We start from the raw sequence: 13,058 nt of genomic DNA, 5'->3' as shown, positions 1-13,058 counted from the left end.
GAAGGATCCGTTTCAGCGTTTCCGGTTCGTGCCTGGCACCCGCGATCCCCACCGGCGAGCAGATGCTCGCACCGTCGGCCGGGAACGTATGGATCGGATGCGCGAAGTCAGTCCGCGACCGCGCTCCCGGGAGCATGCGGCACGACCGGGGTCGCACGGCTGGATCCTGAGAGCAGTCGGACACAGTACTGCTGTCCGTATCGTACTGTGCTCCGCACCGCGGACCAAACGGCGAGGTGGGGCACGGACTCCGATGCGAGGGCCGCGCTCCGTCATGCGCTGACCGCCGTGCGCACTGCGGCTGCGGGCCGCACCGCCGTCCGTGCGCACGCGGTCCTGTGCAGGACTGCCCCACCGTCCACAGTCGTCGTCGCACTCTTGGCGCGGCGCTGTGTGTGAGCTTCCCTCTGCACATGGACACACGCCGACGGCCCTCTCCGGTATCACGCACTCCCCTGCCGCTGCGATCCTCCCTCCTGGGGCGTCCTGCCCCGCTGGAGCACCTCGCGCGACGGCTCCTCGCCGTCGCGGCGTGCTTCCTCCTGACGGTGTCGCCGGGTCTGACCGTTCAGGCCGAACCCGGACTCGCCGCCGGTCCTCCCACTCCGGCTGCCGGCCTGACGGCGCCGCATCCGGCAGCGCACCCCACCGGCTGGATCGCCCTGGTCCCGTCGCCGTCCGTACTGCGCGGCTTCGATCCCCCGGGCGATGATTGGCACGCCGGTCACCGAGGCGTCGATCTCGCGGCGCTTCCGGGGGAGACGATCCGTGCGCCCGCCGCCGGCACGGTGCGCTTCGCCGGCGTCGTCGCGGGAAAGCCGGTCGTGAGCGTGACGGTGGGTGCATGGGTCCTGAGCGTCGAGAACGTCGATGCCACGGTCACCACCGGCGACGAGGTGCATCCCGGTCATCCGATCGGCACGGTCGCCTCTCCCCCGCACTGCACCGAGGGGTGCGTGCATGTAGGGGTGTGGCCGCAGGGGCGGAAGACCGAATACGTCGATCCCATGCCGTTCTTCGGCCGGGGCGACGTCATCCTGCTGCCTGAGGCTCAGGCGCCCGAAGAGCTCCCGGAGGTCCCGCACGATTCCGGACGCTCCGGCGCAGGACCGTGGGGCGGGCACCGCAACGGACGGATCCCCGCCGTCGCACTCTGCGCGGTGCAGACTGCACCAGGACACCTCCTGCGCTGCGACGCCGCACGCGCCTTCGACGAGATGAGCCACGCGTACGCGCAGCGGTTCGGCACACCGATCTCTGTCACCGACTCGTATCGCGACTACGACACGCAGGTGATCCTGAAGCGGAGGAAGGGGCGCATGGCGGCCGCGCCGGGGACCTCGAACCACGGGTGGGGGCTGGCGATGGATCTGGGCGGTGGCATCAACCGCTTCGGCACGGAGGCTCACACCTGGATGCAGTCGAACGGCCCTCGCCACGGGTGGATCCACCCGTCGTGGGCCCGCCAGGGCGGATCGCTGCCGGAGGCGTGGCACTGGGAGTTCGCGGGCGCCTGACCTGTCAGGCGCGGGGGTGCGCCCGGTCGTACACCGCGGCGAGACGGCCCAGGGACACGTGGGTGTAGATCTGGGTCGAGCTGAGTGCTGCGTGCCCCAGGTACTCCTGGACCTGACGGATGTCAGCGCCGTTCTCGACCATGTGCGTCGCAGCCGAATGACGCAGGCCGTGGGGAGACAGATGAGGTGTGCCGGCCACCGCGTCAGTCGCAGTGTTCACGACCCGACGCACCTGTCGCACGTCGAGGCGGGCACCGCGCACACCGAGGAACAGTGCCGCCCCGGAATCCTCGCGGGCGAGCGCGGGACGCCCTGCCGAGCACCATGCGTCGACGGCTCGGGCCGCGGGGGCGCCGAACGGCACCCGCCTCACCTTTCCGCCCTTGCCCAGCACTGTGACGAGGCTCGCCGTCCCATCGACGTCGTCGAGGTCGAGGCCCACGAGCTCCGACACCCGCAGTCCGGTCGCGTACAGCAGCTCGAGCACCGCGGTATCGCGGAGTCCCACGGCGCGCGTCGTCGGATCCGGCGACTCAGCGGGCCCACCGCGATCGGACGGCACAGACGGCCCGCCTGCACGCGCGGGGTCGATCCGTCCATCAGCTCCGTCCAGGACCCGCGCCGCGTGCTCCTGCTGGAGCACAGTGGGAAGACGGGACGGCTTCTTGGGAGTGCGGAGGCGGGTCGAGGGATCCTGGTCGATCCTGCCGGACCGGAGGCACTGGCCGAAGAACCTCCGCACGGACGCGATCCTCCGTGCCGTCGTCGCCGGCGATGCCCCGGAGCGCGACATCGTCAGCACCCACTCCCGCAGATTCCCGGGTTCGATGTCGGAGAGCGGCAGTCCTTCGCCGTCCGGGTCCTCGAACGCGGCGAGCAGCCGGCAGACGTCCCCGACATACGCGCGGCGGGTGTGCTCGGATGCTCCGCGCTCCAGCCGCAGGTGCGCGTCGAAGGCCTCCACCGCGTCGATATACGCGGGATCATGGAGGGAGCGGCCGATGAGATCGCCCGTGGGGGAAGCAGGCATGCTCCCAGGGTAGCTCTCGTCGCCCGGGACCGCTGGGAGGACGGCTCGGCCGCCTCACCACGCGTCATCCGGCGGGCGAGTCACCCGGCCGACGCAACACTTGGCCAGCGAGTCACCCGGCCGACCCGGCGCCCTTCACCCACCCGGTGTCCGTCCGCCGCGCATGACCGGCTACTTCGAGCATCCCGAGCGCGGCCATGGCCGTCCCGACGCCGAGCCCCGCACGCGCGGCCAGAGTCGGCACGTCCACGCCCCTGCGCACGGGCAGAGCCGAGTACATCTGGAGTTCGTGCGGATGCATCGAATCGGTGAGCCGCAGTGCGGTCTGCACGTCGGCCGGTTCATCTCGCGTCTCCGTCAGCGGCGCCGCGAGTGCGACGACGTCCTGCGCATCCGCCACGAGCACTGCGGCGCCGTCCCGTATGAGTCGGTGGCAGCCGGCGGACTGGTCGCTCATGACGGACCCGGGGACGGCGCCGACGGGACGGAGGAGCTCGGCAGCGCGATACGCGGTGTTGAGGGCACCGGACCGGTGGCCCGCAGCGGTCACGACCGTCGTGCGCGACGCGGCTGCGATGAGCCGGTTCCTCAGCAGGAACCGGTGTCGCATCGCGGTCTGGCCGGGTGCGGCCTCGGAGACGATCGCGCCCGATCTCAGGACGCCGGTGAGCAGCTGATCGTTGCCGCGGGGATAGAGGGTGTCGGCACCTCCCGCCATGAAGGCCACCGTCGGCGCATCCGCAGCGAGCGCCGTGCGGTGCGCAGCGGCATCGACACCGTAGGCGCCACCGGAGACGATCGTCCATCCGTCCCCCGCCAGATCCCATGTGAGCATCTTCGTGACCGTCAGCCCGTAGGAGTCCGCCGCACGGGCTCCCACGATCGCCGCCGAACGCTGGAGCACGGCGTTCAGGCGAGACGGTCCGCGCACCCAGAGTGCGAGCGGGGCGTGTGTCCCCAGATCGTCGAGGCCGATCGGCCATTCGCCGTCCGCGGGGATCACGAGCCGCCCGTCGAGCCGCTGCATGATCCGCAGATCGCGGGCACCGTCCAGCTCGTCGACCCGCACGGCCCACCGTGCGAACGCGTCCGCCATCCGCGCCCCGAGGGCCGAGGCGTCTGCTCCTCCCCCGCGTCCGCCCAGCTCCTCCACGACCGCTTCGACGGCACGTCGGCGGTCACCGCCGTCGTCGCTCGCTGCCAGACCGCGTGCTTCGACGAAGCCGACCGCACGGACGAGCGCGGCCAGCAGCACATCCCCGGGCTCCGCCATCCGCACGAGGTCTGCGGCCGCCGCCCGTTCGCGCTGCGCCCCCAGGTCGCACGGTGGTTCCGAGGCTCCCGTGCTCGTCACGTCCGAATCGTCCATGCGTGCCTCCACGTCTCAGGCCTCCTGTGTGCGCATGAGCAGGGCGGCCGCCAGCTCGTCGGGGCCGGGGCGCTCCCGGCCGGCAAGATCTGCGATGGTCGTCGCGACGCGCAGGACCCGGTCATATCCCCGCATCGTGAGGACGCCCGTCTCCAGCGCGCGGTCGAGCAGACGGGTCTCACGTGCGGCGAACCGGAACGTCCCCCGCAGCCACCCGCCGGGCGCCTGGCCGTTCGTCGACCATCCCATCCCCGCGTATCGATCCGCCTGCACTGTGCGTGCGGCGATCACTCGACGTCTGACGTCGACGGATGCCTCGCGGGGTTCCGGTGCGTGCACATCGGCCGCTGCGACGGGGAGCATCTCGAGTCGCATGTCGATGCGGTCCAGCAGAGGACCCGACAGCCGGCCCCGATATCGCATCCGGTCACGCGGCGTGCAGCGGCAGCCCGAGGGACCCGCGGTGCTCATCCCGCACGGACAGGGGTTCGCCGCCATCACGAGCTGGAACCGGCTGGGAAGGTCGACGGAGCCCCAGCTGCGGGACACCCGGCACCACCCTGACTCGAGGGGTTCGCGCAGTGCTTCGAGCACATCGCGCGAGAATTCGGGTGCCTCGTCCATGAACAGCACCCCGTGGTGCGCACGGGAGAAGACTCCGACGCTGTTCGGCCGCGAGCTGCCGAGCATCGCGGCGGTCGTCGTGCGATGGTGCGGCGTCTCGAACGGGGGCAGTGGCGGCATATCCCGGGTGGAGAGCGTCCCCGCCAACGATGCCAGGGCGAGAACTTCGACGGCCGCGTCCTCATCCAGGGACGGCAGGATGCCCGGGAGACATCCGGCCAGAAGTGTCTTGCCAGCGCCCGGCGCTCCGGTCATCAGCAGATGGTGCCGCCCCGCTGCTGCGATCTCCAGGGCACGGCGGGCATCGTCCTGGCCCTGCACCTCGGCCAGGTCATGGACCTCTGGCCGCTGCGCGTGGGTCGTGCCGCGGTCGCGAGCGACCTCGACCGCGTTCGGGACCATGTCCGCGCCGAACCATGCGGCGCATTCGGCCAGACTCGCGACCGGGACGGTCTGTGCTCCGGGGACCACATGGGCCTCCTCCGCACAGCCGGCGGGGACGACGAAGTGCGTGAAGCCGGACCGCAGGCCCGACACGATGGTCGGCAGCACTCCCGGCACGGGGAGGATCCTGCCGTCCAGTCCCAGTTCTCCGCAGAACACGACTCCTCGTGTCCGGGCCGGGTCCACGACGCGTTCGGCTCCGAGGACGGCGGTCGCGATCGCGAGGTCGAATCCGCTTCCGATCTTCCGGACGCTGCCGGGAGACAGCGAGACCGTGTACCGCATCGCCTTGAGCCGCACCCCCAGATTGCTGAGTGCTGCGCGGATCCGCTTGCGGGATTCGCTCACGGAGGCGTCCGGGAGACCCACGACATCGATGCCGGGGATCCCGGGGTTCACACTCGCTTCCACCACGACGGGGGTGCCGTCCAGGCCGGACAGCGCGATCGCATCGGTCTGTCCCAGTGTCACCGACGGGGCCGCGGTGCGCGGTCGTCCCGATCCGCCGCGACTCATGCGAGCCCCTCGAGGTGGATGAGCTCCGGCGGTGCGTCGTCCCAGAGGAGCCCGATCACGTCGATCCGGAACTGCGGGATGAACTCAGCCTGCGCGGACAGCCAGGCTCCGGCGGTGCGACGCATCCTCGCGGCCTTGCGCACTCCGATCGTCTCGAGGGGGTGCCCGGCGTTCACCGACGAGCGTGTGCGCACCTCGATGAAGACGACGGTCGTCCCGTCAGGAGTGATCGCGACGATGTCGATCTCGCCGTGGCGACACCGCCAGTTCCGCTGGTGGATGGTCCACCCGTGCGCTTCGAGGTGGTGGACCGCGAAGTCCTCGCCGCGTCTTCCCAAAGTCTGTCTGGACATGCCTCCATGACACGTGCACGACACCACGGGAGGAAGACCAGACCGGAGCCTGTGGACGGACGAGCGGCCGTCAACAGTCCGCTGTGCGCGCCGCAGCCGCGCAGCGCGCTCCGGCCGTGACCGGCAGTCACACGCTCGCGCGGATCACCGCTGCAGCGACGAGGGCGGTTCCAGGTCGGACTTCGCGAGCTCTTCGATGTTCACGTCCTTGAAGGTCAGCACGTGGACGTGCTTGACGAAGCGTGCGGAGCGGAAGGTGTCCCACACCCATGCGTCCTTGAGGGTCAGCTCGAAGTAGACGTCCGTGCCCGCCTCATGAGCCTTGAGATCCACCGAGTTCGCCAGATAGAAGCGTCGATCGGTCTCCACCACGTAGGAGAAGAGACCCACCACATCCCGGTACTCCCGGTAGAGCTGGAGCTCCTGGTCCGCTTCGTAGTTCTCAAGGTCCTCGGCGCTCATAGGGGCCATCCTAGCCATCCGGTGCTCACAGGGCCCAGGACCTCCGGTGGTGGTGTGTGACGCCCCACGAGGCGATCGCCCGGCGATGGGCCGCCGAACCGTACCCCGCGTTCGACTCCCATCCGTAGGACGGCATCTCTCGATGGAGGTCCCGCATCGTCGCATCGCGTTCGACCTTCGCGAGCACGCTCGCGGCAGCGATCGTCGCCACGGACCCATCACCCTTCACGATCGTGCGGACGCGCGGGATCTCGATGTCGACGGCGTCTCCGAAGACGAGTGCCGCGTCGAGGGTGAGCGGTGAGGACAGCCAGTCATGGCTGCCGTCCAGCAGAACGAGGTCCGCAGGGCCGAACTGCACGAGCGCAGACAGGGCGCGCCGGCCGGCCAGGCACAGCGCCAGGGTGATCCCCACCGCGTCGATCTCCGCCGCGCTCGCGTAGGCGACCGCGTGCTCGGGGCGCCACGCTCCGACCGCCTCCGCAAGAGCAGCGCGACGGGACGGCGGCACCTGCTTCGAATCCCTCAGCCCCTCCGGGATCCTGCACACGTCCTCATCGACGCCTGCGGCCAGGGCTCGGACGTCCACGCGGACGGCTCCGACACCCACGGGCCCCGCGAGCGCCCCGCGGCCCACCTCGTCCATGCCGATGACGAAGCGTGCGCCCTCGCTGTGGGCTGCGATCTCCACCGCATGCTCGGTGATCGCCGGTCCGCGCACTCAGCTCGCCTCTGCGTCGGGCACGCTGTCGTACGCCCCTTCGTCGCCGCCCATCCACCGCAGGCGGTCCATCGGCCAGTTGATGACGAACACCTCGCCCACGAGGTCCTCATCGGCGACGAAGGGGCCTCCCTCCGCATCCGCGTTGTAGCGCGAGTCCAGCGAATTGCTGCGGTTGTCGCCCATGACCCAGACGTGGTCCTCGGGGACGTGGACGGAGAACGGCACGTCAGAGGGGGAGACTCCGGGCTGCAGGTATGCGGATTCATCGATCGGCTCGCCGTTGACCATCAGCCTGCCCGCGTCGTCGCAGCATTCGACGGTGTCACCGCCGAGCCCGATCACCCGCTTGATGAGCTGAGTCCCCGCGTCCGCCGGCTGCAGTCCCACGAACACGAGCGCGGGGTTCGGTTCGTACTGTGCGGCGATGCCCGACCCCAGCCAGCCGCCCGGATCGTCGAAGACCACCACATCGCCGCGTTCGACATCGTTGAAGAACAGCTGGTTGACCATCACCCGGTCCCCGATCTGGAGTGTCTGCTCCATCGAGGCGGAGGGGATGTGGAAGCTGCGCACGACGAAGGTCTTCAGCACCCAGGACACGACGAGGGCGATGATGATGATGATCGCGAATTCGCGGAGGGTGCCCCACAGGGACTTCTTGCCACCTGGCACGCGGTCTCTTCCACTCACGATCGCCCAGTCTAGCCGCGCGCACCCCTGAAGCCGTCACCTGGCGCGCGTGACCGTCCCGATGACCCGATCCTCACGGATCATGCCGCCGCCCGGGCGGCCCAGCAGATCCCGCGAATCGGTCGAGTCGTAGCGGTTGTCACCCATGACCCAGAAGCTGTCGGCCGGCACTTCGACGGCGAACTCCACGCCCGAGGCCGCCTGAGACCGATCGTTCACGTACGGTTCGTCGACGGGCTGGTCGTTGACCGTCAGTCGACCGTCGTCGCCGCAGCACTGCACCGTGTCGCCGCCGACGCCGATGACCCTCTTCACGTAGTAGACGTCACGTGGACCGATCCCGAACCAGGCCGCCATCTGCCCGAACATGTCCGGGGGGAGGCTTCCGACGAAGGAGCCTCGACCGTCGAAGACGATGACGTCGCCGCGCTCGATGGTTCCGAGGAGCGCCGGCGCTCGCAGCGCGACGATCCGGTCACCGGGCTGGAGCGTCGGCGACATCGACGCGCTGGGGACGGTGAACGTCTGGACGCCCACGCCCCGGATGAGGCCCGCAGCCACGACTGCGACCAGGACGATGATCCCTCCGACCCTCAGCCATGCGTGCAGCCCGCCGGGCGACGCACGAGGGCGCGAACCGGTCGACCGGTTCGCGCCCTCGTGCGCATCGTGCGATGGGTGCACTGCGGCGGAGTCCGCCGCGTCAGCGCTTCTCGCGGATGCGTGCGGCCTTGCCGCGGAGCTTGCGCAGGTAGTACAGCTTCGCGCGACGGACGTCGCCGCGGATGTTCACGTCGATCTTCTCGATGACGGGCGAGTGCACCGGGAAGGTGCGCTCGACGCCCACATTGAAGCTGATCTTGCGAACGGTGAAGGTCTCGCCGATGCCGTGTCCCTGGCGACCGATGACGACGCCCTTGAAGACCTGGATACGCGAACGGCTGCCCTCGATGACGCGGACGTCAACGGAGACGGTGTCGCCGGCGCGGAACTCCGGCACCTCTGTCTTCATCGACTTCTGGTCGACGAAATCAAGCTTCTGCATGATGTCACTCCTGATCGCGCGCCTCGGGTCGTGTGATCGTGGTTCAGCCCCCGGCCAAGCCGTGGGGGTGGTGGATTCGTCCGCCCGGTGCGGGCCCCGTGAAGGGCGACCAGTGCACCGCGAGCGCCGTCTCCCCCGAGGCAGAGCGGTCGCAGCGAACGCAATCGCCTATTCTGCCAGATCCGCACCGCCGCGTTCAACACGGACCTCGCCCAGGACCTCGCGGTCACGGCCGTCGAGAGAATCCTGCGGCAGCGCGGCGAGCAGGTCGGGACGGGTCTGGGCTGTGCGCCGCAGTCGCTGGTCGCGCCTCCAGCGAGCGACCCTCCCGTGGTCACCCGAGAGAAGGACGGCGGGCACCTCGTGCCCCCGCCAGACCGCCGGCTTCGTATAGACGGGGTATTCGAGGAGCCCGTCCTCGTGGCTCTCCTCGTCGAGCGACTCCGGATTGCCGATGACGCCGGGGAGCAGTCGTGCGATCGCCTCGACCATGACGAGCACTGCGACCTCTCCCCCGTTGAGCACGTAGTCGCCGATGCTCATGGGACGGACTTCCATCCGTTCCGCCGCCCAGTCGACGACCCGCTGGTCGATGCCCTCGTAGCGGCCGCACGCGAACACCAGGTGCTCGTGAGCCGCCAGCTCTCGAGCGGTCTGCTGCGTGAAGACCTCCCCGGCAGGACTCGGCACGATGAGGACAGGCCTGCTCGTGGGATCGGTGACGGATGAGTCCGCTGCGCCGAGGGCCGCGTCCAGGGCTTCACCCCACGGCTCAGGCTTCATGACCATTCCGGCACCGCCGCCGTAGGGGGTGTCGTCGACCGTCCGGTGGCGGTCATGGGTCCAGTCGCGCAGGTCGTGGACCGTGAGCCCCAGCAGCCCCTTGTCCTGTGCGCGGCCGATCAGGCTGAGCTCCAACGGCGCGAGGTACTCCGGGAAGATGCTCAGGACGTCCAGCCGCATCACGAGTCCGGGTCCTCCGCCGTCTCGTCGTCCTCCGCGTCCACCGCATCGATCAGCCCGCGCGGCGGGGTCAGCAGGACTCGCCCCTCCTCGAGGTCGACCTCCGGCACGATCTCCTCGACGAAGGGGACGAGCACGTCGTCCCCGGCAGCCGTCCGGACGTGGAGGAGGTCCTGCATGGCGCCGACGGTGAGGTCCGTGACCGTCCCGACGCGCGTGCCGTCCTCCAGGTGCACCGCGAGGTCCACGAGCTCCTCGACTCGCCATGCGTCGTCTTCGACCACGTCATCGACGCCGTCGATCAGGATCTCCGTGTTGCGGACCTCTTCCGCGCGTGAGCGATCCCCGACCTCCTCGAACGTGAGCAGGAGCCGGTCGCGATGCCACCGTGCGCGCTCGAGCGTGAGCACACCGATATCCGGCACCGTCGTGAAGACGGCGCCCGGCACGAACCGCGACTCCGGATCGTCGGTGCGGACCTGGACTGTGACCTCCCCGCGGATGCCGTGCGGTTTGCCCAGACGGGCGACGACCTGGCTCATGCTCCTCCTGGGTTCGCGCATGTGCGTGTGCTGCGTGCTGTGTTCTTCGTGCTGCGTGCTGTGCACTGCCTGCTGTGTGCTGCACGGATGTGCGGCATGGCCTTCATCGTGCCACAGGCGCACCGACGGCCCCTCCCGACGAGCGCATTCGCACCCTGCAGACAGAAGAAGGGCGGGCACGGGGTGATCCCGTGCCCGCCCTTCTTCTGCACCGCGCCCGTCCGGAGTCGTGCTCCGACGAGCACGGATGCTCAGATGCCGGTGGTGTCAGTCGTCGACGAGGTCGACACGCACACGTTCGCGTCCGGCCAGCGAACCGATGACGGTCCGCAGCGCCTTCGCGGTGCGTCCGGCACGCCCGATCACACGACCGAGGTCGTCGGGATGGACCCGGACCTCGAGCGTCGTCCCACGGCCGCCTCCGCGCGTACGCACGGACACGTCGTCGGGATGATCCACGATTCCGCGGACCAGGTGGTCGAGTGCTTCAGAGAGCATGATCAGGCCTCGGCCTGGTCGGTGCCCTCAGCCGGGGTCTCTGCGGGAGCTTCCGCACCTGCATCGGCCGGCTTCTCAGCCTCTGTCGGCTTCTCGACGATGACCGACTTCGCTGCGGGTGCTTCGAAGGACTCCTTCGCAGCGCGGCCGCGGACGGTGTTGACTGCTTCGCCCTCACCGGTGAACTTCTGCCAGTCGCCGGTGAGCTTGAGGAGAGCCTTCACCTGATCCGTGGGCTGTGCGCCCACGGAGAGCCAGTACTGTGCGCGCTCCGAATTGATCTCGACGAACGAGGGCTCTTCGAGGGGGTGGTACAGGCCGATCTGCTCGATCGCAGGGCCGTCCCGGCGAGTGCGGGAATCGGCGACGACGACACGGTAGGACGGTGCATGGACCTTGCCCAGGCGGGTGAGGCGGATCTTGACTGCCACGAGAGTGGTGTCTCCTTCTGATGAGGTGTGAGGGTCCGTGCCCGTCCGTGGGGACAGACGGTATGCGGACTCTGCATGTAGTCGGGCGCTCACGGTTGAGAGGGTCCGTGCACGCTCGGGTACAGCGACTGATTATGCCAGAGAATGCGCGGGGATCGGAAACCGGAGTGTCAGAAGCCTCCGAAGCCCTTCGGCAGCTTCGAGAGGTCGATGTCGTCATCGCCCATCTCGATCCCGCCGAATGCGGCGCCCTTCTGCTCGGGAGCCTTGCCCTGACGCCGCAGTTCGGCCGCCTGGGCCTCCTGCGCGCGCTTAGCCGGATTGCCGGACTTGCCTGCGGGCTTCTTCTTGCCCTTCTTCCGCTTCGACGCACCGCCACCGCCACCGTGGCCGCCCGTGCCGGGCATCCCCGGCATCGCAGGCATGCCCGGTGCCGCCTGGGGGCCTCGGGAGCGGCCTCCGCCGCCCATCCCCGGCATACCGCCCCCGTTGCGCATCTGACGCATCATCTTCTGCGCCTGCCCGAACCGCTCCATCAACTGGTTCACCTGGGTGACGGTCGTGCCGGCACCGCGCGCGATGCGCTGTCGGCGGGAACCGTTCAGCAGCTTGGGGTTCGCACGCTCCTGCGGGGTCATCGACCGCACGATCGCCTCGATGCGGTCGACCTCGCGCTCGTCGAATGATTCGAGCTGCTCCTTGTGCTGGCTCATCCCCGGCATCATGCCGAGCATCTTCTTGAGCGAGCCCATCTTCTTCAGCGACGCCATCTGCGTCAGGAAGTCGTTGAGATCGAAGTCCTCGCCGGATTCGACCTTCTTCGTGAGCCGTTCGGTCTCCTTCTCATCGAAGGTCCGCTCCGCCTGCTCGATGAGGGTGAGGATGTCGCCCATGTCGAGGATCCGGTCCGCCATGCGGTCCGGGTGGAACAGCTCGAAGTCCGTCATCGACTCGCCGGTCGACGCGAACATGATCGGTTTGCCCGTCACCTGCGCGACGGACAGCGCCGCGCCGCCGCGCGAATCGCCGTCGAGCTTGGAGAGCACGACGCCGGAGAAGTCGACGCCCTCGTTGAAGGCGTTGGCCGTCGCGACGGCGTCCTGACCGATCATCGCATCGATGACGAAGAGGATCTCGTCCGGCTGGACGGCGTCGCGGATGTCCCGCGCCTGCTGCATGAGCTCTTCGTCGATGCCGAGGCGACCTGCGGTATCGACGATGACGATGTCGTGCAGCTTGGACTTCGCGACATCCATCGCGTCGGTCGCGACCCGGACAGGGTCGCCCACACCGTTGCCGGGCTCTGGGGCGTACACGTGGGCGCCGGCGCGCTCACCGACGATCTGGAGCTGATTCACCGCGTTCGGACGCTGGAGGTCCGCCGCGACGAGCATGGGGCGGTGCCCCTCCTGCTTGAGCCAGTGGGCGAGCTTCCCCGCCAGCGTCGTCTTGCCCGCACCCTGCAGGCCCGCGAGCATGATCACGGTGGGCGGTCGCTTCGCGAAGGCGATGCGGCGGGTCTGCCCGCCGAGGATGTCCACGAGCTCCGCATTGACGATCTTGACGATCTGCTGGCCGGGATTGAGCGCCTGCGACACCTCTTCGGACAGCGCGCGCTCCCGCACGCTGCCGGTGAAGGCGCGCACGACAGGCAGTGCGACGTCCGCGTCCAGCAGGGCACGACGGATCTCGCGGATGGTCTGGTCGACATCGGCTTCAGTCAGGCGGCCCTTGCCGCGCAGATTCTTGAAGGTCGTTGTCAGCCTGTCGGACAGTGAGTTGAACACAGCACTCCTCGCAGGAATCGGTCATGAGCTCCCCCGCAGGGTCAGCACTCCAGCGTACCAAGC

Annotated in this window: 15 protein-coding genes; 1 reads left to right on the top strand and 14 read right to left on the bottom strand. The window is 69.2% G+C overall.

The genetic code is table 11. The annotated features are described in order from the left end of the window. Nucleotides 1–413 precede the first annotated feature (413 nt). Nucleotides 414–1,517, top strand: coding sequence for a D-alanyl-D-alanine carboxypeptidase family protein (locus BJEO58_RS04335; RefSeq protein WP_101588050.1), 1,104 nt, complete (start codon nt 414–416; stop codon nt 1,515–1,517). A gap of 4 nt (nt 1,518–1,521) precedes the next feature. Here BJEO58_RS04335 and BJEO58_RS04330 read toward each other — a convergent pair whose 3' ends face one another. The 14 genes from BJEO58_RS04330 to ffh form a co-directional block, all read right to left on the bottom strand. Further along, nucleotides 1,522–2,547, bottom strand: coding sequence for a tyrosine-type recombinase/integrase (locus BJEO58_RS04330; protein WP_101588048.1), 1,026 nt, complete (start codon nt 2,545–2,547; stop codon nt 1,522–1,524). Between the two features lie 112 nt (nt 2,548–2,659). Then, nucleotides 2,660–3,916, bottom strand: a complete 1,257-nt coding sequence (gene dprA, locus BJEO58_RS04325; protein ID WP_101588220.1) for a DNA-processing protein DprA — start codon at nt 3,914–3,916, stop codon at nt 2,660–2,662. 15 nt (nt 3,917–3,931) lie between these two features. After that, nucleotides 3,932–5,500 carry a YifB family Mg chelatase-like AAA ATPase gene (locus BJEO58_RS04320; protein ID WP_101588047.1) on the bottom strand — a complete coding sequence of 523 codons (1,569 nt, stop codon included), beginning with the start codon at nt 5,498–5,500 and terminating at the stop codon, nt 3,932–3,934. Then, entirely contained in the window at nt 5,497–5,853 is a 357-nt protein-coding gene (locus tag BJEO58_RS04315) for a YraN family protein (protein ID WP_101588045.1), read from the bottom strand. Before BJEO58_RS04315 ends, BJEO58_RS04320 begins: the two co-directional genes overlap by 4 nt. Nucleotides 5,854–5,997: 144 nt before the next feature. After that, nucleotides 5,998–6,315, bottom strand: a complete 318-nt coding sequence (locus BJEO58_RS04310; RefSeq protein ID WP_101588043.1) for a DUF2469 domain-containing protein — start codon at nt 6,313–6,315, stop codon at nt 5,998–6,000. Between the two features lie 25 nt (nt 6,316–6,340). Next, entirely contained in the window at nt 6,341–7,036 is a 696-nt protein-coding gene (gene rnhB, locus BJEO58_RS04305; protein ID WP_246075966.1) for a ribonuclease HII, read from the bottom strand. Next, nucleotides 7,037–7,729: a signal peptidase I gene (gene lepB, locus BJEO58_RS04300; protein WP_246075965.1), complete on the bottom strand. Its 693-nt coding sequence runs from the start codon at nt 7,727–7,729 to the stop codon at nt 7,037–7,039. Between the two features lie 36 nt (nt 7,730–7,765). Next, nucleotides 7,766–8,413 carry a signal peptidase I gene (lepB, locus tag BJEO58_RS04295; protein ID WP_101588038.1) on the bottom strand — a complete coding sequence of 216 codons (648 nt, stop codon included), beginning with the start codon at nt 8,411–8,413 and terminating at the stop codon, nt 7,766–7,768. Between the two features lie 19 nt (nt 8,414–8,432). Beyond that, nucleotides 8,433–8,774 (bottom strand): 50S ribosomal protein L19, encoded by a 342-nt coding sequence (rplS, locus tag BJEO58_RS04290; RefSeq protein WP_101588037.1) that lies wholly within the window; start codon nt 8,772–8,774, stop codon nt 8,433–8,435. Between the two features lie 168 nt (nt 8,775–8,942). Then, nucleotides 8,943–9,737, bottom strand: coding sequence for a tRNA (guanosine(37)-N1)-methyltransferase TrmD (gene trmD, locus BJEO58_RS04285; RefSeq protein WP_101588035.1), 795 nt, complete (start codon nt 9,735–9,737; stop codon nt 8,943–8,945). After that, the gene (rimM, locus tag BJEO58_RS04280) at nt 9,737–10,279 is read right to left on the bottom strand and encodes a ribosome maturation factor RimM (RefSeq protein WP_101588034.1); all 543 of its coding nucleotides are present in this window, start codon (nt 10,277–10,279) and stop codon (nt 9,737–9,739) included. The genes trmD and rimM overlap by 1 nt, the downstream gene beginning before the upstream one ends. A gap of 267 nt (nt 10,280–10,546) precedes the next feature. Further along, nucleotides 10,547–10,777: an RNA-binding protein gene (locus tag BJEO58_RS04275; RefSeq protein WP_101588032.1), complete on the bottom strand. Its 231-nt coding sequence runs from the start codon at nt 10,775–10,777 to the stop codon at nt 10,547–10,549. 2 nt (nt 10,778–10,779) lie between these two features. Next, a complete protein-coding gene (gene rpsP / locus BJEO58_RS04270; protein ID WP_101588030.1) occupies nt 10,780–11,208 on the bottom strand; it encodes a 30S ribosomal protein S16 in 429 nt (142 codons plus the stop codon). Between the two features lie 170 nt (nt 11,209–11,378). Continuing rightward, complete coding sequence (gene ffh, locus BJEO58_RS04265) at nt 11,379–12,995, bottom strand: signal recognition particle protein (RefSeq protein ID WP_101588028.1); 1,617 nt, start codon at nt 12,993–12,995, stop codon at nt 11,379–11,381. Between the last annotated feature and the right edge of the window lie 63 nt (nt 12,996–13,058).

The sequence above is a fragment of the Brevibacterium jeotgali genome, assembly GCF_900169175.1.
GTDB classification, from domain to species: Bacteria; Actinomycetota; Actinomycetes; order Actinomycetales; family Brevibacteriaceae; genus Brevibacterium; species Brevibacterium jeotgali.
Note: the sequence above shows the minus strand (reverse complement) of the source record. Positions and strands in the feature narration are given on the sequence as shown.